22 protein-coding genes are annotated in these 23415 nt (G+C 62.2%); 3 read left to right on the top strand and 19 right to left on the bottom strand.

From position 1 onward, the window contains the following. Positions 1 to 46: 46 nt before the first annotated feature. The 11 genes from flgL to flgB all read right to left on the bottom strand — a co-directional run bounded on the left by flgL (position 47) and on the right by flgB (position 10940). Entirely contained in the window at positions 47 to 1582 is a 1536-nt protein-coding gene (flgL, locus tag RE432_RS11830; RefSeq protein WP_310933614.1) for a flagellar hook-associated protein FlgL, read from the bottom strand. Positions 1583 to 1648: 66 nt separating this feature from the next. Further along, positions 1649 to 3292, bottom strand: coding sequence for a flagellar hook-associated protein FlgK (gene flgK, locus RE432_RS11825; RefSeq protein ID WP_310933613.1), 1644 nt, complete (start codon positions 3290 to 3292; stop codon positions 1649 to 1651). A gap of 114 nt (positions 3293 to 3406) precedes the next feature. Then, positions 3407 to 4396 carry a flagellar assembly peptidoglycan hydrolase FlgJ gene (gene flgJ, locus RE432_RS11820; protein WP_310933612.1) on the bottom strand — a complete coding sequence of 330 codons (990 nt, stop codon included), beginning with the start codon at positions 4394 to 4396 and terminating at the stop codon, positions 3407 to 3409. Positions 4397 to 4404: 8 nt separating this feature from the next. Continuing rightward, on the bottom strand, positions 4405 to 5553 hold the full coding sequence (locus RE432_RS11815) for a flagellar basal body P-ring protein FlgI (RefSeq protein ID WP_310933611.1): 1149 nt from the start codon (positions 5551 to 5553) through the stop codon (positions 4405 to 4407). A gap of 1 nt (position 5554) precedes the next feature. Beyond that, positions 5555 to 6241, bottom strand: coding sequence for a flagellar basal body L-ring protein FlgH (locus RE432_RS11810; protein WP_310933610.1), 687 nt, complete (start codon positions 6239 to 6241; stop codon positions 5555 to 5557). Positions 6242 to 6243: 2 nt separating this feature from the next. Then, positions 6244 to 7029: a flagellar basal-body rod protein FlgG gene (flgG, locus tag RE432_RS11805; RefSeq protein WP_310933609.1), complete on the bottom strand. Its 786-nt coding sequence runs from the start codon at positions 7027 to 7029 to the stop codon at positions 6244 to 6246. A 52-nt stretch (positions 7030 to 7081) separates the two neighbouring features. Beyond that, complete coding sequence (locus RE432_RS11800) at positions 7082 to 7825, bottom strand: flagellar basal body rod protein FlgF (RefSeq protein ID WP_310933608.1); 744 nt, start codon at positions 7823 to 7825, stop codon at positions 7082 to 7084. A gap of 10 nt (positions 7826 to 7835) precedes the next feature. Continuing rightward, positions 7836 to 9284 (bottom strand): flagellar hook-basal body complex protein, encoded by a 1449-nt coding sequence (locus RE432_RS11795; protein WP_310933607.1) that lies wholly within the window; start codon positions 9282 to 9284, stop codon positions 7836 to 7838. Between the two features lie 75 nt (positions 9285 to 9359). After that, the gene (locus tag RE432_RS11790) at positions 9360 to 10043 is read right to left on the bottom strand and encodes a flagellar hook capping FlgD N-terminal domain-containing protein (RefSeq protein WP_310933606.1); all 684 of its coding nucleotides are present in this window, start codon (positions 10041 to 10043) and stop codon (positions 9360 to 9362) included. Between the two features lie 36 nt (positions 10044 to 10079). Beyond that, positions 10080 to 10496, bottom strand: coding sequence for a flagellar basal body rod protein FlgC (gene flgC, locus RE432_RS11785; protein WP_310933605.1), 417 nt, complete (start codon positions 10494 to 10496; stop codon positions 10080 to 10082). Between the two features lie 30 nt (positions 10497 to 10526). After that, a complete protein-coding gene (gene flgB, locus RE432_RS11780; RefSeq protein ID WP_310933604.1) occupies positions 10527 to 10940 on the bottom strand; it encodes a flagellar basal body rod protein FlgB in 414 nt (137 codons plus the stop codon). Between the two features lie 179 nt (positions 10941 to 11119). Between flgB and flgA the strand changes: the two genes are divergently transcribed. From flgA to RE432_RS11765, 3 genes are all read left to right on the top strand, one after another. Then, positions 11120 to 11830: a flagellar basal body P-ring formation chaperone FlgA gene (gene flgA / locus RE432_RS11775; protein ID WP_310933603.1), complete on the top strand. Its 711-nt coding sequence runs from the start codon at positions 11120 to 11122 to the stop codon at positions 11828 to 11830. A 122-nt stretch (positions 11831 to 11952) separates the two neighbouring features. Beyond that, positions 11953 to 12246: a flagellar biosynthesis anti-sigma factor FlgM gene (gene flgM / locus RE432_RS11770; RefSeq protein ID WP_310933602.1), complete on the top strand. Its 294-nt coding sequence runs from the start codon at positions 11953 to 11955 to the stop codon at positions 12244 to 12246. Positions 12247 to 12261: 15 nt separating this feature from the next. Continuing rightward, on the top strand, positions 12262 to 12738 hold the full coding sequence (locus RE432_RS11765; RefSeq protein WP_310933601.1) for a flagellar protein FlgN: 477 nt from the start codon (positions 12262 to 12264) through the stop codon (positions 12736 to 12738). Between the two features lie 35 nt (positions 12739 to 12773). On the opposite strand, the gene flhF is transcribed toward RE432_RS11765, so the two are convergent. The 8 genes from flhF to RE432_RS11725 form a co-directional block, all read right to left on the bottom strand. Then, a complete protein-coding gene (gene flhF, locus RE432_RS11760) occupies positions 12774 to 15080 on the bottom strand; it encodes a flagellar biosynthesis protein FlhF (RefSeq protein ID WP_409079846.1) in 2307 nt (768 codons plus the stop codon). Positions 15081 to 15127: 47 nt separating this feature from the next. Then, on the bottom strand, positions 15128 to 17242 hold the full coding sequence (gene flhA, locus RE432_RS11755) for a flagellar biosynthesis protein FlhA (protein ID WP_310933599.1): 2115 nt from the start codon (positions 17240 to 17242) through the stop codon (positions 15128 to 15130). Further along, positions 17239 to 18399: a flagellar biosynthesis protein FlhB gene (flhB, locus tag RE432_RS11750; RefSeq protein ID WP_310933598.1), complete on the bottom strand. Its 1161-nt coding sequence runs from the start codon at positions 18397 to 18399 to the stop codon at positions 17239 to 17241. The genes flhA and flhB overlap by 4 nt, the downstream gene beginning before the upstream one ends. 198 nt (positions 18400 to 18597) lie before the next feature. After that, on the bottom strand, positions 18598 to 19242 hold the full coding sequence (cheZ, locus tag RE432_RS11745) for a protein phosphatase CheZ (protein WP_409079871.1): 645 nt from the start codon (positions 19240 to 19242) through the stop codon (positions 18598 to 18600). Positions 19243 to 19255: 13 nt separating this feature from the next. Beyond that, the gene (gene cheY / locus RE432_RS11740) at positions 19256 to 19645 is read right to left on the bottom strand and encodes a chemotaxis response regulator CheY (protein WP_310933596.1); all 390 of its coding nucleotides are present in this window, start codon (positions 19643 to 19645) and stop codon (positions 19256 to 19258) included. 45 nt (positions 19646 to 19690) lie between these two features. After that, the gene (locus RE432_RS11735) at positions 19691 to 20749 is read right to left on the bottom strand and encodes a chemotaxis response regulator protein-glutamate methylesterase (RefSeq protein ID WP_310933595.1); all 1059 of its coding nucleotides are present in this window, start codon (positions 20747 to 20749) and stop codon (positions 19691 to 19693) included. 46 nt (positions 20750 to 20795) lie between these two features. Beyond that, the gene (locus RE432_RS11730) at positions 20796 to 21635 is read right to left on the bottom strand and encodes a CheR family methyltransferase (protein WP_310933594.1); all 840 of its coding nucleotides are present in this window, start codon (positions 21633 to 21635) and stop codon (positions 20796 to 20798) included. A 3-nt stretch (positions 21636 to 21638) separates the two neighbouring features. After that, entirely contained in the window at positions 21639 to 23390 is a 1752-nt protein-coding gene (locus RE432_RS11725; protein WP_310933593.1) for a methyl-accepting chemotaxis protein, read from the bottom strand. Positions 23391 to 23415 lie beyond the last annotated feature (25 nt).

The raw sequence follows: 23415 nt of genomic DNA, 5'->3' as shown, positions 1-23415 counted from the left end.
TCTGCGCTGCTTCGCGCGCACGCTTGATCTAGCGATGGAATGGTTGCTATTTCATATTGAACAAGCTCGTTGCCTGGATTTTGCGGAAAGCCAGCGAAGCGGCTTCCAGCGCTGCGGTCCGCAGCGTCAGTTGCGTGGACGTGCTGTAGTAATCGACATCTTCCATCGCCGACAACTGGGCGCTGTAGCTGAGCGCGCGCTGATTGCCATTTGCATCGATGGCGTCCAGTTCGTTCAGCCGCGTACCCACCGAAGCGCGCACGGTCAGGACATTGTTGTAGTTGACGTCGATACGCTGAATGGCGGTGGACAGCACATTCTGGAACATGGCCACCGCCGCCGGGTCCCCTTCCATGGGGTTTTCCAGCGCAGCGATGATGTCGTCCAGCGTATTGAAAATGTTCAGGTCGGTCTTGACGTTCTGGTCGGCGGCCTGCACGGTGAACGCATCGCCGGCCGCGGGGCTGCCCGAAATCTTGACCTGCATGCCGTAAGGCAGCGACAAGGTGTTCTCGCGGCCAGGCACAAACGTCTGCGGCGGGAAAGTCTCGGTCGTTCCAGTGATCGTATTGTTGACCGTCACTTCGTATTGGTCTGGTCCGGTAAACGCGATGCTGTAGACATCGCCCGGGCGGGAAATCGAATAGTCCGACAGCGTGGGCGAGAAGATGGTCGCGCCGCCTGTGTTGGCTGCGTCGGCAGTGCCCACGTGGTCGGGCGCGCTGGCCGGCTCTATCTTGAAGGTGTCACCAGTGGCTGGGGCGCCCGAGAAGCTGACCTGAACGCCGCCCGGCAGCGTCAACTTCGAACCCGAAGCTGGGTCGTAGGCATTGCCCGTCACCGTCTGCACGGTCGCGCCAGTGGCGTCCGTGACTTGTACCGTGTATTCGGTCGGGCTGGTGAACTCGACGCTGAAGACATTGCCGATATTCGCGCCGTTGGGGTCGGTAATTTCCGGCCCGCTCATGATGCCGGTACCGGTGTTGGTATCCAGGGCACGGCTCAGATAGCTATTGGTGCCCGGCGCCGCACGATTGAAGATATCCGTACCGACGTCGCTGCCCGGAATCTGGCGGGTTTGGTCCGCTTGTATCTTGCGCTGGCCCTGGTCGCCCATGTAGACGATCTTGCCATTCACATCCTGGAAGGCGGCCGTGCCGCCCTTGGCGCCTGAAAACAGATACTGGCCGCTGCCATCAGTGGCATTGGCCAGGCCCAGCAAGGTAGTGCGCGAGTTCACCAAGACGTTGGACAAGGTGGCGCGGTCGGCATCCGACATGGTGCCGTTGCCGGCTTCGACCAGACGCGTCTTGATGTCTTGCAGCAGGTTCGTGACCGAGAACAGCGTGTTGTCTTCGATGCCCAGGTTCTGCTTGGCCACCGCGCGATTGTCGGCGTAGCGTTTGTTCAGCGATTGCGACTGGCTGATATTGATGGCCTGCGCCGCCGCCAGCGGATCGTCGGCCGGGGTGACCATGCGCCGGCCGCTGCCGATCTGCTGATACAGATGCATCAGATCGGACTGCTGGGCATTGATGGAATTGAGTCCCGTCTGGAAAAACAAGGTGGAACTAATACGCATGGTGTACATCCTGAAAAATTAAGCGGCGAACCAGATCAATGAACAAAACCGGCAAAAATATAAAAACTAGTTGCGCAGGCCCAATAAGGTGTCGAACAAGGTAGAGCTGATATCGATCAGGCGCGAGGCAGCGCGGAACTGCTCGTTATAGCGGTCCAGATTGACGTACTCTTCGTTCAGGTTCACGCCCGATACGGCTTGCTGCGCGGCGAAGTTCTGCTGGATCAGGGTGGCCTGCGCCTTGGCTTCCGTGGCGTTTTGCTGTGTCAGCACACCCACTTTGTTGACGATCTGCGAAAACGATTCGTTCAAGCTCATGGAGCCATTGCCCAGTACTTTGCTGTTTTGCAGTTCGGCGAGCTTCAACCCGACATCGCCGTTGGCGGTGCCGGTATTGGGCGCGGCGACGGCAATCTTGGCGGGGTCGTCGATGATCAGCGACAGGCCGGCCGCCGCGGAACGCGTCGGCTGCACCAGCCACGAATCGCCCACCGCCGGGGTGCCGGTCCCTACATCAAACTTGACGCCATCGACAATGCCATCGGCCGGCAGGGCAAAAGGCTTGCCGTCGGGCAGGCGTGCCACGGTGTAGCCCGAGGCCGTGTATTCGATGCGGTAGTCCTGGCTGGTCAGTTTATTGACGTCGTCGAACTGTACATTCAGCACGGCGCTGCCTGCGTTCTTGGCGCCCGGCATGGACTTGATATCGCCCAGGCGGAAGAAATCACCGCCGGCGTTCTGATTCAGATCGGCGCCCGTGCGATGGATGTCGTTGAAGGCCACGGCCAGGGCTGCCGCCATGCGGCCCAAATCGTTCTGCACCGAATCCAGCGCTTCTTGCCGGTAATCGAGCAAGCCACCCAAGGTACCGCCTGTAATCCGGCGCTCATCCAGCTCGACCTTGACGATGGCGCCTTTGGCGCCGCCTGGCACACTGGCAAACACGGCCGTGCGAGAGGGATCGTCGGCCGAGGGCTGGGCATGCAGCGGATACACCGTGTCGCCGCCCAGCAGCACCTGACCATTGCCCATGGTGAGGTTGAACTTGCCATCCTGTTCCACCACGTTCACGCCGACCAACTGGCTCAGCTCCGACACTAACTGGTCGCGCTGATCCAGCAAGTCGTTGGGCTCGTGGCCCGATGCGGTGGCGCGCGCAGTGGTGATCTGCGCATTCAGGTCGCGCACACGCTCGACATAGCTGTTGATCTGGGTGACCACGGTGGTGATCTGCGTATTGATGTTGCCGCGCTGGCCGTCCAGGAAGGCGTTGGCATCGTTGATCTGTCCCACCAGGCTGGACGCCCTGCCCAGCAGCTCCTGGCGGGCCGCGCTATCGGCGGGCGCCGTGGCCACGGCCTGGACGCCGTCGAAGAACTTCTGCAGGGCCGGCGTAATGCCTACCGTACGATCGGCAAACAGGTTGTTGATCTGGGTGATTTCCGAGCCATAGGTCGCAATGGATGCACCCGTGCTTTGTGCGTTCACCAGTTGGCGAAACAGAAAACCGTCATATGCCCGCTGAACCGTGACGGCCTGAACGCCCCGGCCAATGTACCCTGCGTAGGTAGCGGTCGCGCCCGCGGTCGCCGACAGGACCGTTTGGCGGTTATAGCCTTCGGTGGCGGCGTTGTTGATGTTGTGGCCCGCCGCCTGCAGACGGTTCTGCGCGACCGATATACCTGTAAGACCCAGTTTCGCTAAATTCATGAAGGATTCCGCTTTCAGTCAGCCGGGCGCGGCGCGCACCCGTCTGTATTTAAAGACTACGTACTGCATTAACGGCCGGAAACCCGAAAGGTTTAGCCTTGGTCGGCCCCAAAACTAACCCCGCCGCGCTGCGCTTCCGCTGTCGAAATAGCCCATGATGGAAATGAGCTTGTCGGCGTAGGCCGGATCCGTGGCATAGCCGGCGGCTTGAATGCGATGGGCGGCATCTTCGGCCGACGAGGCTTCCAGCACCTGGCTATAGCGTTTGTTCTGGCTGATCAGCCGTGCGTAATCGGCAAACGATTCGGCATAGGAACCATAAGCGCGAAAGGGCTGCTCCACTTTGCGGGCGACGCCGTCTTCATACTCGGTCGTCATAACATGGACCACCTCGCCCTTCCAGTTGGGGCTGGCCTTGATGCCGAACAGATTGAAACTGGTGCTGCCGTCTTCACGCAGGATTTCGCGCCGTCCCCAGCCCGACTCCAGCGCGGCCTGGCTCAGGATCAACTTGGCCGGCACGCCGCTCTGGGCCGCCGCGTGCTGGGCGGCATCGGACATTCTTCCGACAAAATTCTGTATGTGTCCCGGGGCGCCCTTGATGGCTGAATAGATGCGATCGGCGGCCGGATGCTTGGTCAGCAGGGAGATCAGGTCTGAAATCGAGGGCGCATCTTGCGCACGCTCGTCGCCAATGCGCGAACGCAGGCCGGGCAGGCGCGAAGACGCCAGTTCGGGCGGCGTGGCCTGGCTGGGCAGTTTGGGACCGGCATCGCCCTGGCCGCGCTGGATTTGATCCAGCAAGGCCTGCGCCAGGCCAATACCCGACTCCGCCAGTTGCATCGACATCTGTTCGTCGCCCATGCTCTGCGCCAGGCGCGTCTGCTGGCTGTCGAGCATGGATGGAATCGACGCCTGGCGTGCCTGTTTCAGCATTTGCTGGATGAACAGCGCCTCGAATTGCTGGGCGACTTTCTGTTGCGCCTCCAGCGGCGCATTCGCCCCATCGCGCACACCCTGCTTCAGGCTGTTCAGGCCGCTGAAATCCAGCGACGAGACCGGGCTGCTGGCACTGGGCCGGGGAATATATTGAACAAATGCCATGGTTTGCCCTATATGATTTCCAGATCGGCACGCAAGGCGCCGGCGCTCTTCAGATTCTGCAGAATGGACAGCAAGTCTTGCGGTGTGGCCCCCAGCGCATTCAGCGCCTTGACGACATCGGCCAGGTTGGCGCTGGTATTGACCCGCGTCAGGCTGCCCGTATCGGACCGCATTTCGATTTCGGTGTTTTGCGTCACGACCGTCTGGCCACCCGCAAAAGGCGTGTCGGGCTGATTGACCTGGGTGTCGCGGCTGATCACCACCGACAGGTTGCCGTAGGCAATAGCGGCTTCGTCTATCGTGACGGTGCGATTCATGACCACGGAACCCGTGCGTGCGTTGATCACCACCTTGGCACGGGCGGCCGGCACAACGACATCCAGGTTTTCCACCTGCGACAGAAAAGCGGTTTGCGCGGCGGGGTCCAGCGGGCCGCGCACTTGGATGACGCGGCCATCCAGCGCCTGCGCGGTCTGCGGCCCAAACTGGCGGTTCAGGGCCGCCACCATGTTCTGCGCCGTGCCGAAATCCGTATTGTTCAGTTCCAGATTGATGATGCCGTCCTGCGCATAGACGGTGGGTACGCCGCGTTCGACAATGGCGCCGTTGGGAATAATACCGCCGTTCAACTGGTTGACCTGTACGCTGGAACCGCCGGCTTCGGCGCCCGCGCCGCCGACCAGCAGGTTGCCCTGGGCCAGCGCATACACCTGCCCATTGGCGCCTTTAAGCGGCGTCATCAGCAGCGTGCCGCCGCGCAGGCTCTTGGCGTTGCCCATCGACGACACCACCACGTCCACCGCCTGGCCGGGCCGCGCAAAAGACGGCAGCCTGGCGGTGACCATGACAGCCGCCACATTCTTGACCTGCATATTGGTGCCCTGGGGAATCGTGATGCCCAGTTGCGACAGCATGTTGGTCAGGCTTTGCTGAGTGAACGGCGTTTGCCTGACCTGATCGCCGCTGCCGTCCAGCCCCACGACCAGGCCATAGCCGATCAATTGGTTGGAACGCACGCCTTGTATGGAAGCCAGGTCCTTGACTCGCTCGGCCTGCGCCGCGCCTGCCAGCGCCAAGCCGCATAAAGCAGCTGCGGCCAGCCGCCTGGCCTTGCGGCCGGACGGGCTGAAAAGGAAAGAGATCAAAGCGGATACCATGTCAGAACGGAGAAATATTCAGGAAGAAGCGTTGCAGCCAGCCCATGGTTTGCACTTCATCCATGACGCCCTTGCTGCGGAATTCGATGCGCGCATCAGCCACCTGGGTGGACAGCACCGTATTCGAGCCCGTGACCGAACGCGGGTCCACCACGCCTGAAAAGCGGATATGCTCGCTGCCCCGGTTGATGGCCATTTGCTTGTCGCCCGCAATTTGCAGGTTGCCATTGGGCAGCACGCCCACCACGGTGGTCGTGAGTGTGCCCGAGAAGGTGTTGTCAGCGCGGCTGGAGCCCTTGCCCTGCGCCTCGTTGTTGCCCGCGATGTCGAAATTCTGCCGGGCGCCCAGGCCCGAGGGCAGGATGTCGGGCGCCAGAGCCACGTCGAAGCCAGCGCTTCCGCTGCGGTCCGTGCTGGTCTGCACGTTCTTGGCCGCATTGGTTTTTTCCTGGATGATGACGGTGACGATATCGCCCACGTTGCGGGGACGCCGGTCTTCAAACAAGGGGTAGTTGCCGTAGGCAGTGGGCTGGTAGATCGACCCGTTCGCCAGCGCGCTGGGCGCGGGCGGCAATGGCGGCGCCGCCGTCAACGGGCCGGTCACGACCGGCTCGGGCGGCACCAGCGCGCAGCCGGACAACACCGCCACAACGGCATACAACAGGCAATGGCTAAGACGTTTAAGCATTATTACAGTTGGGTCAGGCGCGCCAGCATCTGGTCGGAGGTCTGAATAGCCTTGCTATTCATTTCGTAGGCGCGCTGGGTGGTGATCATGTTCACCAGCTCTTCGGCCACGTTCACGTTGGAGGTTTCGGTGTACTGCTGCAACACCAGGCCGGCGCCGTCCAGGCCCGGCTGGGCGAAGTTGGCGGGGCCGGACGCATCGGTTTCCACGTACAGGTTTTCACCCGCGCTTTGCAGGCCTGTCGGGTTGATGAAGGTGCTTAGCTGCAATTGTCCGATTTCAACGTTGGTGCCGGTTGCGCCCGGCTGGGTCACCGAGACGGTGCCGTCGCGCGCGATGGTGATCGTCAGTGCGTTGTCGGGAATGTTGATGGGCGGCTGGATGGGATAGCCGCCGGCGGTGACCAACTGGCCGTTCTGGTCCACCTGCAGGCTGCCGTCACGCGTATAGGCAAAGGTGCCGTCAGGCATTTCGACCTGCAGGAAGCCCTTGCCCTGAATGGCGATATCCATCGAGTTGCCGGTGTCTTTCAGGTCGCCCTGGGAGTGGATGCGTTCCGTTGCCACCGTGCGCACGCCGGTACCCACCTGCAGGCCCGACGGCAACTGGTTGGCGGCGCCCACCTGGGCGCCCGGCTGGCGGATGGTCTGGTACATCAGGTCTTCGAATACGGCGCGGCTGCGCTTGAAGCCCGACGTGTTGACGTTGGCCAGGTTATTGGAAATCACATCCATATTGGTCTGTTGCGATTCCAGACCGGTTTTTGCAATCCACAGTGAACGAATCATATTCTTTCCTTGACGCGCAGGCCGCGCCTGCGCTACGTACCGGCCTTAGCCTTTAATTGGTCGACAAAATTGAGTTGGCGCGTTCCGCATTGGAGCTGGCGTCCTGGATGACTTTCATCTGCATTTCAAAGCGGCGCGCATTGGCGATCATGCCCACCATGGCTTCGGCGGCGTTGACATTGCTTTTCTCGACGAAACCCGGCACCAGGCGCACATCGGGATCGGCTTGCGCCGCCTGCCCGCCCGCGACCCGGAACAGGCCGTCATCGCCGCGCACCATGTTCTCGGCCGGCGGATTGACCAGCTTCAATTGCCCGATCAGTTGAATGTCGTTGGGGTTGTCACCCGCGCCCAGGGCGCTGATCTGCCCATCGCCGGTAAAGGTCACCGAGCCGCGCTCGGGGATCTCGACCGGTGCGCCATCGGCCGACAGGACGGGCAGGCCCTGCTGGGTCACCAGCAGGTTCTGTTCATTGACCGCGAATTCCCCCGCCCGCGTATAGGCTTCGCCCTGGGGCGTCTGCACGCTGAACCAGCCGTCGCCCGTGATGGCGGCGTCCAGGGCATGGCCGGTTTCGACCATGGCGCCCTGTCCCATATAGCTGCCCGGGGTCATGGTGACCGAGGACACGCGCGTGGGCATGCCCGGCTGGCCCACCACCGGTACAGAACGGTGGATGGCCATCTGCTCGCGGAACCCCGTGGTGCTGACATTGGCCATGTTGTTGCTGATGATGGCCTGCTGCTCGAGCACCCGCGCGGCGCCGCCCGCGGCGGTGTAAATGATGCGGTCCATGAATGCCTGCTTAGCGCATGTTGATCAGGGTTTGCAGCACCTGATCCTGGGTTTTGATGGTTTGCGCATTGGCCTGGTAGGTGCGCTGCGCAATAATCATGTTGACCAGTTCCTGGCTCATGTCCACGTTGGAATCCTCGACCGCCTGGCCCTTGATCTGCGCCATGCCGTTGGAGCCCGGGCGGCCCAATATGGGCTGGCCGGAGGCCGAGGTTTCGGCCCAGGCGTTGCCGCCCACCGGCTGCAGGCCCTGCAGGTTGGCAAAGTCGGCCAGCACCAGCGTGCCGTTGGCCCGGGTTTCCCCGTTGGTATAGCTGGCCACAATGGAACCGTCGGCAGCGACCGACATGCTGGCATACTCGCCCGTGGCGTAGCCGTTCTGGCCGAAGGTGCTGTTGAAATCGCCGCCAAACTGGGTCGAGTTGGCGTAGTCCAGGGTGAAGCTCAGGGTTTGAGCCGGCGAGTTCACGCCGCCTATGCCGGGAATGTTGATGGCGATAGGCGCCGTCGGATTGGTCAGGCGGCCGCCGTCGTCGAAGGTCATGCGGCGCGTGCCCGCGCTGGCATCGTTATAGGGGGCCGGCAGTTCGGCGCCGTCCAGGCGATAGTAGACGTCCCACTCGCTGACACCCGGGGTCGTCGACTCGCGCTTCGCGAAATACTGGATCAGTTGATGCGAGTTGCCCAGGGAATCGTAGATGTTGATGGGCAGGCTGTGCGACGGCGAGTAGCTGGTGGGGTCGGCGGGGTCGAAAGGCGCCGCGGCCACGGGGGCGATGTAATCGCTGTTGCCACCGCCTTCGGGAAGCGTAGCGGTGTCGGGAACGCCCGCCGCTATGGTGACAGGGACGTTATCAGCGCCCGTCGTATAGTTACCGTCTGGAGGCGTAGCGCCAGTCCAGACAGGCGCAGACCAGTTGCCCGTAAAAGTGTAGGTCGTACCACCCAGTACCACCACGCCCTCTTCTTCCAGCACCTGCCCGCCCGCCAAGGGCGCATTCGCGTTCAGGTTGGCCTTGGTGGTCACTGTGCTGGTGGCCGCCGGCGCGATGTTGCCCGAGGGGACGCGGATGGGCACGATATTGGTGCCGCCGTCTTCGTAACCGGTCAGGCGATGGCCCTGGGCGTTGACCAGGTAGCCGTCTTTATTGGGGAAAAACTGGCCGTTGCGGGTATAGAGCACGCTGCCGCTCTGGTCCAGCACCCGGAACAGGCCCTTGGCCCCGTCGATGGCCATGTCGAACTGGTTGCCGGTGCCGGAGACGTTGCCGATGGTGAAACGCTGATTGATGCTGGCCACCTGTACGCCCAGGCCCACGCGCGAGCTGGCGTAGACATCGGCGAACGTCGCCGAGCCGGCCTTGAAGCCCACCGTGCCGGAGTTGGCGATGTTGTTGCCGATAACGTCCAGATTCTGCGCTGCAGCGTTCAAGCCGCTTAAACCTTGTCCGAAACCCATGATTTACCTCGTTGAATTTAACTATTTATGAGTGATGCGGCGCGCCGCAGCGCCACCGCGAAGCTTGCCGCAAAACTACATGATCTTCCGAATATCCAGCAGCGAATGCTTGCCGGCCAGGCCAAGGTCCAGCTGCAAACCGGTGGATGAATACGCCACGCTGGCCACCTTGCCGTAGGTCAGCGGCCCAACCGACACCGGCTGGCCTTCCGCGTCGGATGCGGTGACCTGCACGGTGTAGGCGCCATTGGGCATTTCGGCGCCGCCATCGCCCTTGCCGTCCCACTCCACCGAAAACACACCGGCAGGCTGGGGATCGAGTTCGATCTGCCTGACCGCCTTGCCGGAGCCGTCAAGGATGGACACGGTGACTTTGGCCGCCGGGGAAATCAGGTCCACGCCAAAGGGGGTAGCCACCTTGGCGCCGGTTTCGCCGCCCAGCGACACCTTGCTGCCCGGCACCAGCACGTCTTTGCCGATCAGATTGGCCGCCTGCATGGACTGCGACACATCCATCTGGCCGGACAGCGCAAGCAGCGTATTGTTCAGCTGGTTGATGCCGTTGACGGTGGAGAGCTGGGCAATTTGCGAAGTGACCTGCGCATTGTCCATCGGATTGAGCGGGTCCTGGTTCTGCAACTGGGTGACCAGCAGGGTCAGGAAACGGTCCTGCGTGTCGCCCATCAGGTTGTTGGTGTTGGCATTGGCCGCCGCCATGGCCGCGGATGAGCTGTCGGTCGGATTAGTTACTGTAGACACTTTGTAGCTCCGAAAAATTTAGCGATGCCATACAGCCTACTGGCCGATGGTTAACGTGCGCATCATCAGGTTCTTGGCCGTGTTGATGACTTCCACATTGGCCTGGTACGAACGCGAGGCCGAGATCATGTTGACCGTTTCAGCCACCACGTCGACATTGGGCAGCGTGACATAGCCGTCTTCGTTGGCCAGCGGGTTCTTGGGGTCGTACTGCATGCGCGGCGGGGCGGCGCTTTCCAGCACGGCCGACACATTGACGCCGCCCACCGACTGCGCATAAGCTTGGCCAGGCACAGGCGCCATCTGGAACACGACTTGCCGGGCGCGATAGGGCTGGCCGTCGGGGCCGGCCACACTGTCGGCGTTGGCGATATTGCTGGCCGTGACGTTCATGCGCTGCGACTGCGCCGTCAGGGCCGAGCCCGCAATCTGGAAGATACTGGTTGAAGACATGCTTGTTCCTGTTTACGCGCTGAACGGCTTCTATTGCTGCATTGCCGCGATCAGGCCCTTGATGCGGGCCGAGACCACAGTCAGGTCGGTCTGATAGCGGAAGGTGTTGTCGGCAAACGCCACACGTTCGACATCCATATCGACGGTGTTGCCGTCAAGGCTGGGCTGCAAGGGTTGGCGATACAGCAGTTCGGCGGGATCGGCAGCCATGGCCTTGGCCGGGATATGGCGGGACGAGGTCAGCGCCAGTTGGGTGTTGGGCAAGCGCATGCTGCCCTCGCCGCCCATGGCTTGTTTCAGTGCCGAGGTAAAATCAAAATCGCGCGCTTTGTAATTGGGGGTATCGGCGTTGGCAATGTTGGCCGCCAACACTTCCTGCCGCTGCTGCCGCAAATCGATAGCCTTTTGATAAAAACTCAAATCGTCACTGATTCGGTCGATCATTCGCCACTCACCCTAAAAATAGATCCGCCCCAGACGGCGCCGAACTGCAAAAAATGAATACAGTTCGCTTACATATCAGCATGGTAATGTGAGCAGGCATTTCATAAAGAACGAAATAAGCCACTAATTGTCAGCCAATTCCCGCATTGCGGCGCCAGCGCCTTCTATAGAATGCGTTTATGCCTAAGTTCTCATTCCTTTCCTTGCTGACCGCCGCGTCTATCTGCCTGGCTCCGGCGCCTGCCGCCGGGTCGCAAACAGCGGCCGGGATGCAAGACCCCGCCGAAGTCGCCGCTGAAGTCGAAGCCTTCCTGCAAGGGCAGGCCAGCAGCTACCCCGGCGCAGCACAGATCAGTGTCGAAACGCCCCGCATTACCAATCAGGCCGCTTGCGATGCACTGCAGGCTTTCTTCCCCAGCGGCCAGCGCCTGCGTGCCCGTATCACGGTGGGGGTGCGCTGCATGGCGCCGCAGGCCTGGACCAGCTATGTGCAGGCCAATCTGAGCATCCAGGGCCACTACTATGTGGCCAATCGCGCGATCCAGGCGGGCGACACCCTTTCGCTGGACGACATGAGCGCACGCGAAGGCGACATCTTGCGCATGGCGCGGGGTGTTGTTTTCGATCCCAGCCAGGCCATCGGTTACATTGCGGCGCAACGGATTCCTGTTGGCGGGCCCATTAAATCAAGCGCCTTGCGCAATCCCGATTCCATCCAGCGCGGCCAGACCGTGCGCACCGAAGCCCGGGGCACCGGCTTTGTGGCCACCGGCGAAGGCCAGGCCCTGCAAAGCGGCGCGCCGGGCGCCCAAATCCAGATACGCTCCAGTTCGGGGCAGATCGTCAGCGGCACCGTCCTGAACGCCAATACGGTCCAGGTCTTTATGTAACAAAGCACGTTGCCGGGTAAAATTGGGTAAAAGCAAACAATACGCCTAAAGTTCTGCCCTTATTGGCCGTAAAAGAATCCAGACGACACAGTAAACTTATTTGCCAGTATCCGGAGATCGCCTTGAAAATCAGCTCACCCCCTGTAAAAAGCCCCGCAACCGGCAATGTCGCCGGCACGCGAGCTGACGGCGTGAACGGCGCAGGCGTATCCAATTCCACCTCGGCCGCCGGCAAGAGCGCGGTCGACCTGAGTCCCGCCGCCCGTCATCTGGCCAATTTGCAAGATGCCGACAACGACATCAACGTGGCGCGCGTCCAGGAAATCCGCGACGCACTGGCATCGGGGCAGCTCAAGATCGACCCTAGCCGTATCGCCGATGGCCTGTTGGCCAGCGTTCGCGATTTATTGAAATAAGAAACCCCTACTCCCATGCCTCACGCGCTTGATCGTCTGCAGACCGTGCTTGAACAGGAAAAAAGCCTGGTTCAGGAATTCATTGCCGCGCTGGAAACCGAGGCGCGCGTCCTGACTGAACCCGGAGACGATCAGGCCCTGGCGGAAAGCACGTCCGCGAAGAACCACTATGCCGACCAGCTTGCCGCCATTGGCGAACAGCGCCAGGCATTGCTGACCACACTGGGCTACAGCGCCGACCAAGCCGGCTTCGATGCACTGGCCGACGACCACCCCAGGCTGCAAGCGCTGTGCGCGGACCTGCTCGACAAAGCCCGGCAGGCCAGCGAACTGAATGCCTCCAACGGCATTATCATCGACACGTTTCTTGCCCATAACCAGCAAGCGCTGGAAACCTTGCGCAACCTGGTCAGCGTCGGCAATCTGTACGACGCCAGCGGCCGCAGCAAGCCCGGTTCCAAGGGCCAGACCAAGAACATCAAAGCGGGCTGATCGCGGTCCGGCGGCATGCCAGGCCGCCTTTCGCTTTACTCAACCATCTCTTTCAGGGCGAACAGCTTTAACAAGGCCGGCGCTGCCGTGAGCGCGGGCAGGTCGCGCTTGCCCACCAGGCTCGCCGCCACCGTTCTGGCGACTGCGGCATCGGCGCCCTGCTTCAGTTGCCATGCCGCCAGACCCGCTTGCACCGAAGCCAGGGCTTTCTTTTGCAGATCGTCTACGCCGCCGCCCGCAGGCAGGCCTTCCCAGATGCGGGCTGCATAGCGTATGCACTGCCGCGCTTCAGCGCGAATGACCAGCCAAGCGCCCAACAGGTCGGCGCTGGCCGCCGGCTCCGCCATATTGCTCAGGCCGTACAGGGTTTTGACCGTGGCGCCGTCCTGACGATTGACAAGACGCACTGAAACCAGCGTGACAGTAAGATTGGGCTGCTGGCGCATAACCAGCTCCACATGCTGAGCGGCAACCCACAAGACCAGGTCGCCGGCGGGCAATCCCGCCATTTCACCCAGCACCGGCAGGCAGCCGGGCAAACTGATGGGGCTGTGGCGCAATGTCTTGGCCACGGCGCCCGCCGTGGTCGGGCAGGCATCGGCATGGACACGGGTCGTGCCGGTGCATTGCGCCAGCCAGTCGACCCCCAGCGTGTTGATCCGCCGCCACAGCGCCTGGGTGCCGCCTTCCAGCAAATGCACCAGGGGCAGTTGCCCGTGATGCTGCAACAGCCATTGAACCTGATGGTGCACGGCATCGGCTGCGCTGGGCGAGGCCTGGGCCGCGGCGCCGCAGGACGACTGCCATCCGTCGGCAAAACTCAGTTGCTGCATGACTGTGCTGTACGCCTGGCCCTGTCCACCCAGCAGCAACGTGGCGCGCAATTGCCCGCGATTGCCGGCCAGCGACTTGATGCCGACCTGATCGTGCACGGCAAGCACCCGGGCACTGCCCTGCTCCGACGCGGCGCCCTGGGCCACCCGCGCCATATGCCGGATGTAACTGTCCAGCGTAGCGGCATCGGGCCCGGCAGTGCGGCTGCGCCACAGGTCGTAGGCCTCGGATACGGACACCTGGTCATCGATGTGGGCGCAAGCGGCGTGCAGGTCGTCCATAGACAGATCCGGCGCAACCGTGCCGGCCATGGACAGCAGGCCGGGCAGCAAACGTTCGCGGCGGCGCGCGGCCGCGGCGGCGCCGGCATCGTCTTCCGGCGCTTTGCTCAGCGACATCAGGGCGGCAAAATCGGCTTCGGTCGGCGCATACAGCGCACGCGCCTGTTGATTGTGCACCAGCGCCTGGTCGACCAGCTCGGCCGCCTGCAGAAACACCAGATTCTCGGGCACCTTCTGGCCGTTCGACACATAATGGATGGGCAACTGATACCGGATCGCCGTGTCCAGCGCAGCGCCCAGCCGGCTGGCCTCGTCGATCTTGGTGATAATGCAGCCTTTCAGCGGCGAACCGCCGTCATTGGCATAGCTGCGCGCCACCTCATCGAGTGTATCGCCATGGCTGGAAGCATTGAGCACCAGCAGGCGCTGGACGGGGCGGCCGGCCCCGGCCAGCATGGCCGCCTGATCGGCAATATAACGATCGCGCTGGCTGATGCCCACGTTGTCGATCAGTATGGTCTGGTCCGGGCGTATCCCCTGCATGACCTGGCGCAGCTCGTTGACATCCTGGACAACATGCACAGGCACCCGGAGCATCTGGCCGTATATCTTCAATTGCTCGTGCGCGCCGATGCGGTAGGTATCCGTCGTCAGCAAGACCAGGCCGTCTGGGCCGGTGCGCCGCACGCATCGGGCAGCCAGCTTGGCAATGGTCGTGGTTTTGCCCACGCCGGTCGGTCCGACCAGGGCCAGCGCCAGGCCTTGCGTCCACAAAGCGTCTTCATTGTCCAGAACCGGCAGGTGGGTGACCAGCTCGTTGCGCGCCCACTGGAATGCCGCCTTGGCGGAAAGCTGCTCGGGCAGGCGCTTGAGCATGGCGCGCAGCAAGGCCGTGCTGAAGCCGAAACCCAGCAAGGTCTGGAACAGCGAAACGGCCTGCGGCGCCCGCCGCAGCTGGTTGCCCCACAACAGCTCATCAATGCGGCTTTCCAGCGCGCCGCGCATTTCGCCGATGGCGCTCATGACTTCGACGCGCGCGTCCGGCGCCGGCGCGCGCGCGCCATAAGCGGGCGCTTGGGGCTGGACCTGCGGCGGCACGGCGGCCTGGGCCTGCCCCGGGGCAGCATCGGCCGGCACCGATGTAGGATCGGTGGCCAGAATCTCGACCCCGCCATTGACGCGCCGGTTGGACACGATCATGGCGTCCGGGCCCAGCGCCAGCCTCACTTGCCGCAACGCCTCGCGGTTAGTGCTGCCAAAAAAACGACTTATGTTCAACCTGCGCTCCCACCTATCACAGCGGTAATTTTCAAGATGCGCTCATCGGGGATTTCCGCATTGGAAAGCACGCCGAGTTGCGGGAAATGATGCCGCAGAAAGCGCGATAACGAGGGGCGCAAGACCGGCGGCACAACGAGTACTGTAGCATCGCCATTGGTTTCCTGGAGCTGGACGGTCCGCTGGGCTTCGGCCAGCACGTTTTCGGCCAGGCCCGGCTCCAGCGCCCCGCTGGTGGTCAGGGCCTGGGTCAGGACGCGTTCCAGCCGCGGATCCAGGCCAATGACGCGCAATTCGCCTTCGTTGGGGAACCACTGCTGTGTAATCGCCCGGCCCAGCGCCACCCGCGTGAGCGCCAGCAGCTCGCCGGCGTCGGGCCCGGTGCCGTTGGGGTTGAGCGCCGCAAGACGCGGCGCATGGTCGGCCAGTGTTTCGATAATGCTGCGCACATCGCGAATCGGCACTTCTTCGTCCAGCAAGCCGCGCAGCAGCTTTTGCAGCAGCGTAAGGCTGACGGTCTTGGGCACCAGGTCTTCGACCAGCTTGGGCGCTTCGCGGCCAATATGATCGAGCAGTTGCTGAACTTCCTGGCGGCCCAGCAACTGCGCGCCATGGCGGTGCATCAGGTGGTTCAGATGGGTGGCAATGACCGTGCCGGCGTCGACCACGGTATAGCCGGCGATCTGCGCCTGCTCCCTCAGGGAAACGTCGATCCAGACGGCGGGCAGGCCGAAGGCCGGATCGGTGGTGGCGGTGCCGGGCAGCTTCATGGTGACGCCGCCCGGGTCAATGGCCAGCCACTGCCCCGGGGTGGCCGACCCGCGGCCCACCTCTACCCCGGACAGCAGGATGCGGTAATCATTGGGCTTGAGTTCAAGGTTGTCGCGGATATGGACGACCGGGGGCAAAAAGCCGACATCCTGCGCGAACTTCTTGCGCAGGCTGCGAATGCGGTGCAGCAATTCGCCGCTCTGTGCGTGGTCCACCAGGGAAATCAGGCGGTAGCCTACTTCCAGGCCCAGCGGATCGACCAGCGCAACGTCGTCCCAACTGGCTTCGGCGGCAGCCGCTTCGACCGCGGCCTGGGTCTTGCGGGGCTCTTCGGCCTGCAGCAATTCCTCGGCCTTCTGGCGTTTGAGCATCAGCCAGCCGCCGCCCGCCATCGCCGCCGCCAGGGAAAGAAAGGCCAGATGCGGCATATTGGGAATAAGTCCCATGATGCCGACGATGGCCGCGGTAATGAACAGGACATTCGGGTTGGCAAACAACTGGCTGACCATTTGCTGGCCCACATCCTGGTCGGTGGCCACACGCGACACCACGACACCCGCGGCGGTGGAAATGACCAGGGCGGGAATTTGCGCGACCAGCCCATCGCCAATGGTCAGCAAGGTATACACGCGCCCCGCCTCGCCGAAACTCAGATCGTGCTGCGCCACCCCGATAATCAGGCCGCCCACGACGTTGATGATCATAATCAGCAGGCCGGCCACGGCATCGCCGCGCACAAACTTGCTGGCGCCATCCATCGACCCGTAGAACTCGGCCTCCTGGGCGACTTCCATCCGGCGGCGGCGCGCCTCGTCCTCGCCCACCAGGCCGGCATTCAGGTCGGCATCGATGGCCATCTGCTTGCCGGGCATGGCGTCCAGGGTAAAGCGCGCGCCTACTTCCGCGATACGGCCCGCGCCCTTCGTGATCACCATGAAGTTGATGATGACCAGGATCACGAACACCACGATACCCACGGCAAAATTGCCGCCCACCAGGAAGTGGCCGAAAGCCTCGATGACCTGCCCTGCGGCATCAGGGCCTTTATGGCCGTGCATCAGGACCACGCGTGTAGAGGCCACATTCAGCGCCAGGCGCAGCAAAGTGGCGAACAGCAAGACCGCCGGGAAGGCGGCGAAGTCGAGCGGCTTCTTGGTGAACATGGCCACCAGCAATATCATCACCGCCAGCGAGATATTGAAGGTGAACAGCAAATCAAGAATAAACGGCGGCAGCGGCAGGATCATCATGGCCAGAACCATGACGATCAGCACTGGCCCGGCCATCAGGCGGGCATGCGCAGCGCTGTTGTCTTTGAGTAAAGCGAGAAAACTATTCATGATGCGTGTGCGGCAAGCCCGTCGTTAGCCTGGGGATCCAACCCTGGCGGGACATCCAAGTGGGCAGGCTGCCTGGGCTCGGCCCCCGTCCCCCTATTCCAGCTGCGCAGTTGGAACACCCACGCCAGCACTTCGGCCACGGCCGAATACAACTCGGCCGGAATCTCCCGGCCCAGCTCGACATTGTGATACAGCGCGCGCGCCAGGGGCGGCGCGCTCAGCAGGGGCACTTTGTGCTCCTGCCCGATTTCGCGTACGCGCGCCGCGACCAGGCCCGACCCCTTGGCGACAACCCGCGGCGCCCCGCCCTCTCCTTCTTTGTAGGCCAGGGCCACGGCGTAGTGCGTGGGGTTGGTCACGATGACATCGGCGTTGGGCACCTCGGCCATCATGCGCCGCCGCGCCATAGCCCGCTGCTGCTGCCGGATACGACCTTTGACATGAGGGTCGCCCTCGCTTTCCTTGTGTTCCTGCTTGACGTCCTGTTTGGACATCCGCATTTTCTTGTAGTGGCTGTAGATCTGCCAGGGCGCATCGATGGCCACGATCAGGAATAAACCCGCCACAATCAGGGCGCAGCACAGAGCTACCAGCCCGATACCCGTGGTCAGCGCCTCGGACGGCGTCGCGTGCATCAGCGAAATCATCCGGTCGCGGTAGTGTGAAATGACCAGCACCGCGACCGTGCCGATCACCGCCGCCTTGGCCAGGGTCTTGAGCAGCTCTACCAAGGTCTGGGCCGAGAACATCCGGCCCACGCCCTTGATGGGGTTCAGGCGCTCGATCTTGGGTTCGAGCGCTTTGGTTGAAAACATGAAACCGCCCAGCAAGGCCGAAGCCAGAACAGCCACGATGGCCAGCAGCACAAACAGGGGCGCCAGGACGCGTATGCCTTGCAGCGCCGAGCCCGTCGCAACGGCGAGCATGACATTGGTATCGTGCCCCACCCTAAGGTCAAACCACAGCCCCGAGCGCAGGATACCGGTCAGTCCCTGATACATGTGCGCGCCGGTGAACCACAGCACCGCCACGCCCGTTGCCAACAACAAAAAGGTGTTGAGCTCGCGCGAACGCACAACCTGGCCTTCCTCGCGCGCCTTTTCCAGGCGCCGGGGTGAGGCGGGTTCGGTTTTCTCGAGGTCGCTTTCCTCTGCCATGCAATCGTAAAGACGGGAGGGTGATGGGTGTCCTGCTCTAAGCAAGCAGGCGCCTGAAACAATGCTTCAGGAGGATTCTAGTCGCCCCCCGCCAAAACGAATGGCGGAGCAAACCCGATAAATGCGCTTAATTCGGGCGCTGACGGCGCCTGGGCGCCCCGGGCCGACGCCACTGCGGTAGAAGCGCAGCGCCCGTGATCAGAATCCCAGACTGGACAGCAGGTCGTCGACCTGATCCTGGCTGGTGACAACATCGGCCTTGCCATGCGGATTGACTTCAGGGCCATTGATCAGCGAATTGGCTTCTTCGCGGCGCTCTTGCGGCACGTTGTCGATCAGCACCTGCACCAGTTCTGTTTCAATGGCCGACACTACGCCCAGCATCTTCATGATGACCTGGCCGGTCAGGTCCTGGAAATCCTGCGCCATGATGATGTCCAGGATCATTTCCTGCGAACGCTGTGTCTGCTTCGGGATGTCCTGCAGCAGCGCGCGGGTGTCGTCTACCAGCTCGCGCGCTTCCGACAGCTCGACAGGATGGTCGAACCAGGCCTGCCAGCGCGCATCGAGCGCCTTGGCGTCGCGCTGCATGTTTTCCTGAAGCGGCTGCATCTGCTCAGTGGTGTTCAGCACGCGATTGGCGGCCTGCTCGGTCATGCGCGCAACATAGTGCAGGCGGTCGCGCGCGTCGGGAATGGCGTGCGCGGCATCCTTGATGGCCTCGTCCAGCCCCAGTTCGCGCATGCTTTCGCGCAGCATTCGGGTCAACGAGGCAATCCGGTGTATCAGGTCGACGGGCGGTTCTTCCGCCACGCCGGCCGCCTGGGGGTTTTCCGTATTCATCATGGCCGCCTCCCTATGCACCGAGCTTTTCGAAGATCTTGTTCAATTTCTCTTCGAGCGTTGCAGCGGTAAAAGGCTTGACCACGTAACCGTTTGCCCCGGCCTGCGCGGCGGCAATGATATTTTCCTTTTTGGCTTCAGCGGTCACCATGAGCACGGGAAGCTGGGCCAGCGCGGGGTCGGCGCGAATGTTCTGCAACATGGTCAGCCCGTCCATATTGGGCATATTCCAGTCGGAAACGACGAACTCGAAACTGCCATTGCGCAGTTTCTCGAGACCCATGGCCCCGTCTTCCGCCTCATCGACATTCTCGAAGCCCAAGTCCTTGAGCAGGTTCTTGATGATGCGCCGCATGGTAGGAAAATCATCAACTACCAATATTTTCATGGTTTTCTGTACCACTTAACTTCTCCAAAATAATAAAGTGGCCGCCAGTCTGACGGGGAATCAGACCCGGTGGCCGTACGAGCCCGCGCTTGCCAAGATACGCTCGCTCATTTCCGATAAAGGCACCGCGCTATCGGCGGCGCCGATCAGCAACGCTTCGCGCGGCATTCCAAATACAACACAACTGGCTTCATCCTGCGCAAAGGTTGTTGCGCCGGCCTGCTTCATGGCCAACAATCCTTGGGCGCCATCTTTGCCCATGCCTGTCAGGATGACGCCCACGGCATTCTTTCCGGCCAGTTCGGCGGCGGAATGGAACAACACATCCACCGAGGGGCGGTGCCGGTTGACCGGCTCGCTGTACTCGAGCTTGACCACATAGTTGGCGCCCGAGCGGGCCAGTTTCATATGCGCGACGCCGCCGGGCGCCAGGTAGACATGGCCGGGCAGCACCCGCTGGCCGTCTTCAGCCTCATGTACCTGAACAGCGCAAAGATTATCCAGCCTTTGTACGAAAGAGCGCGTAAACCCGGCCGGCATGTGCTGTGTGATCATGATGGCCGGACTGTTGGCCGGGAGGGGTTCCAGCACCTGGCGTATGGCTTCGGTGCCACCGGTCGACGCGCCGATCAGCACCAGCTTCTCGGTGGTTGAAAAGGGCTGCGCCAGCCTGGGCCGGGGCGTTGCGCCGGCCTGCGCCGCCGTGCGGGGACGAGGGCGGGAATGCGCGGCGGCGCGGATCTTGTCGGCGATCAGATCGCTGTATTCCATCAGGCCGTCGCGCAGCCCCAGCTTGGGCTTGGTCACAAAATCGACGGCGCCCAGCTCAAGGGCGCGCAAGGTGACCTCGGAGTTGCGTTCAGTCAGGGACGACACCATGACCACCGGCATGGGCCGCAAGCGCATCAGGCGCTCAAGGAAGTCCAGGCCGTCCATGCGCGGCATCTCGACATCCAGCGTCAGCACATCGGGATTATGCTCTTTGATCAGCTCGCGCGCGATCAGCGGATCCGGCGCGACCGCCACCACCTCCATGTCGGCCTGGCGGTTGATGATTTCGGACATCAACCCCCGGACCAGCGCAGAGTCATCGACACACAGGACACGAATTTTTTTCATTCTTACGCTGCACAGTAAAAAAAGCGGACACCCTGCATGATTGCCGCTACGTTGCTACATATACGGTCTGCCCTTGCAAGCGAAATGCCTTGGTCAGATAGGTGAAGTTTTCCGAATGGCCTGCAAACAGCAGTCCGCCCGGTTTGAGTACCGTCGCAAAACGCTCCAGGATACGGGTCTGGGTCGTCTTGTCGAAATAAATCATTGTGTTGCGACAGAATATGGCGTCGAACTTCTGCTCGGCCGGCCAGTGGGGCGACAACAGATTCAACACGTCGAACTCGATCATGCCACGCAGCGCGGGCTTGACCCGCACCATGCCCGAACGATGCCCCGTACCGCGCAGGAAGTACTTGTGCAGGTATTCGTCGGGCACCGGTTTGACCCGTTCGCTGGTGTACATCCCTTTTTTCGCCGCCTCGATCGCATGGGTGTCGATATCGGTCGCCCAGATGGAAACGCCGGTATCGGGCGCAATGCAGGATTCGCGCAAGGTCATGGCAATCGAATAGGGTTCTTCCCCTGTGGAGCTGGCGCTGCACCACACCGAAAATGGCTTTTTACGGCTTTTGGCAAACTTAGCCAGTATGGCAAAGTGATGCTGCTCGCGAAAGAAAGCCGTATGGTTGATGGTGAAGGCATTGATGAACACCTCCCATTGGGGCGATTGCGCATTATGCTCGAGCAGGTCCAGGTATTCTTCCACGGTGCCCAGCCCCATGGCCTTGGCCCGCATGCCCAGGGTCCGTTCAGCCATTTCCTGCTTGTGCTTACCCAGGATGATCCCCGCCCGCGCACGCAGGATGCGTGCCGCGCGGTCAAAATCGTTATGCCCGACTTCGGGCAAGGCGGGCATGGTGAAAATGGACGAAGCAATAGAAGACATGGTCTAGGAGCGGGCAAGCGCTCCGAAAGATTGTGGCAAACTCTTTAATGGGCCTGGGCCGGAATCTTCTCCGGAATGGGAATGCTGCAGTTTCTGCGCCGCAACCTCGATGACTTCGTTGGCGTTGATCTTGAACACCGCCACCGCTTCGGCCAGCCGCGCCGCCTGATCCTGCAAGGAACCGGCCGCAGCCGCAGCCTGCTCGACCAGCGCCGCATTCTGCTGCACCACGCTGTCCATCTGCGTCACCGCCTGGTTCACCTGCTCGATCCCGTCCGACTGCTCGCGCGAAGCCGACGAAATCTCGCCCATAATCGTCGTCACCCCATGCACCGAACCCACCACCTCTTGCATGATCTGGCCCGCCTGGTCCGCCTGCTTGGCCCCCGACTGCACCTTCTGCTGCGCCTCCTCGATCAACACCTTGATCTCCTTGGCCGCCTGCGCGCTGCGCTGCGCCAACGAGCGCACCTCGCCCGCCACCACCGCAAAACCCTTGCCCTGCTCGCCCGCGCGCGCCGCCTCGACCGCCGCATTCAGCGCCAGGATGTTCGTCTGGAACGCAATCCCGTCGATCACCCCAACAATCTCCACCATCTTGCCCGAGCTCGTGGCGATCTCGTCCATCGTGCTCACCACCGCTGACACCGCAGAACCGCCGCGCTGCGCTACCTCAGAGGCGCTCTTGGCCAGCGTATCGGCCTCGGTCGCGTTATCCGTGTTCTGACGCACCGTGCTGGCCAACTGCTCCATGCTCGCCGCCGTCTCCTGCAAGGATGCGGCCTGCTGCTCGGTGCGGCTGCTCAAGTCCGTGTTGCCCATGAAAATCTCGCGCGAGCCCAGGTTGATCTCTTCCACGCCGTGGCGCACCGTGCTGACCGTGCGCGTCAGGCTCTCCTGCATCCGGCGCAGCGCCTCGTACAGCACACCGATCTCGTTGCGCGACTTCACCTCGATGCGCTGCGTCAGGTCTCCGCCCGCAATCCGGTCAAAATGCGCACCGGCCAGCCGCAAGGGGCGCAAGACCATGCGGCCCAGAAAGGCATAGGCCAGCACGGCAATCAAGATGCATCCGATCATGGCGACCGACACCAACTGGATGACCAATTGATAATGCCTGGCTTCGCTGTCGTAGATGGTGTTCAGGCTCTGTTGCTGATAGCTGCGCAGACGGGCCAGTGACTGGGCCTGCGTGTCGAGCAGCGACTGCATGCGGCCGCCCAGGGCTTGATGGAACTCGGTGGTCTGTCCCGCCTCCAGCAAGCCGAACAAAGGGCCTATGCCCTGCTCCAGCAGCGCCGTCGTGTCTTTGATGACCCGGGCGTGGTGGCCGTCAAGGTCGTCCACCGCCTCGACCTGCTCTTGATAAACGGCCAGCGCTTTGCGGGCCTGTTCGTACTGGCTGCGCGACGCGGCAATCAGATCGCGCGACTCATCGCTCAGCGCCGATCCCGCATTCGCGCCGCCATCGTTATTCCATTCGCTATCGATTGCATAACGCTGCAGGTCGCTGTTGACCAGGAAGCTGGCTGCGATCCGGCCCAGCCCGGCCTGCACTTCTTGATAGCCGTCGACCGCCTCGTAGAGGCGGGTATTCAAACGCTCGTTCTGGGCGATACTCAGCAACGACTGGTTGTTGGCACGCAAAGACAGGACGCCCAACGCGGCGCCCGCCACCAGCATGATCAAAAAGAAAGTCAGCACCAAAATCAGGCTGGTGCGAATCTTCAGATTTGAAAACAAAGAACTGCGCATACTGCTTTTGCCTCTTGCAATTGAA

Source organism: Pusillimonas sp. SM2304 (assembly GCF_031628915.1).
Lineage (GTDB): Bacteria > Pseudomonadota > Gammaproteobacteria > Burkholderiales > Burkholderiaceae_B > Pusillimonas_C.
Note: the sequence above shows the minus strand (reverse complement) of the source record. Positions and strands in the feature narration are given on the sequence as shown.

Coding starts and splice junctions, on each gene's coding strand:
- flgL (WP_310933614.1), bottom strand. CDS start 1,582: ATGCGTATTAGTTCCACCTTGTTTTTCCAGACGGGACTCAATTCCATC.
- flgK (WP_310933613.1), bottom strand. CDS start 3,292: ATGAATTTAGCGAAACTGGGTCTTACAGGTATATCGGTCGCGCAGAAC.
- flgJ (WP_310933612.1), bottom strand. CDS start 4,396: ATGGCATTTGTTCAATATATTCCCCGGCCCAGTGCCAGCAGCCCGGTC.
- RE432_RS11815 (WP_310933611.1), bottom strand. CDS start 5,553: ATGGTATCCGCTTTGATCTCTTTCCTTTTCAGCCCGTCCGGCCGCAAG.
- RE432_RS11810 (WP_310933610.1), bottom strand. CDS start 6,241: ATGCTTAAACGTCTTAGCCATTGCCTGTTGTATGCCGTTGTGGCGGTG.
- flgG (WP_310933609.1), bottom strand. CDS start 7,029: ATGATTCGTTCACTGTGGATTGCAAAAACCGGTCTGGAATCGCAACAG.
- RE432_RS11800 (WP_310933608.1), bottom strand. CDS start 7,825: ATGGACCGCATCATTTACACCGCCGCGGGCGGCGCCGCGCGGGTGCTC.
- RE432_RS11795 (WP_310933607.1), bottom strand. CDS start 9,284: ATGGGTTTCGGACAAGGTTTAAGCGGCTTGAACGCTGCAGCGCAGAAT.
- flgC (WP_310933605.1), bottom strand. CDS start 10,496: ATGTCTTCAACCAGTATCTTCCAGATTGCGGGCTCGGCCCTGACGGCG.
- flgB (WP_310933604.1), bottom strand. CDS start 10,940: ATGATCGACCGAATCAGTGACGATTTGAGTTTTTATCAAAAGGCTATC.
- flgA (WP_310933603.1), top strand. CDS start 11,120: ATGCCTAAGTTCTCATTCCTTTCCTTGCTGACCGCCGCGTCTATCTGC.
- RE432_RS11765 (WP_310933601.1), top strand. CDS start 12,262: ATGCCTCACGCGCTTGATCGTCTGCAGACCGTGCTTGAACAGGAAAAA.
- flhA (WP_310933599.1), bottom strand. CDS start 17,242: ATGAATAGTTTTCTCGCTTTACTCAAAGACAACAGCGCTGCGCATGCC.
- flhB (WP_310933598.1), bottom strand. CDS start 18,399: ATGGCAGAGGAAAGCGACCTCGAGAAAACCGAACCCGCCTCACCCCGG.
- cheZ (WP_409079871.1), bottom strand. CDS start 19,242: ATGAATACGGAAAACCCCCAGGCGGCCGGCGTGGCGGAAGAACCGCCC.
- RE432_RS11735 (WP_310933595.1), bottom strand. CDS start 20,749: ATGAAAAAAATTCGTGTCCTGTGTGTCGATGACTCTGCGCTGGTCCGG.
- RE432_RS11730 (WP_310933594.1), bottom strand. CDS start 21,635: ATGTCTTCTATTGCTTCGTCCATTTTCACCATGCCCGCCTTGCCCGAA.
- RE432_RS11725 (WP_310933593.1), bottom strand. CDS start 23,390: ATGCGCAGTTCTTTGTTTTCAAATCTGAAGATTCGCACCAGCCTGATT.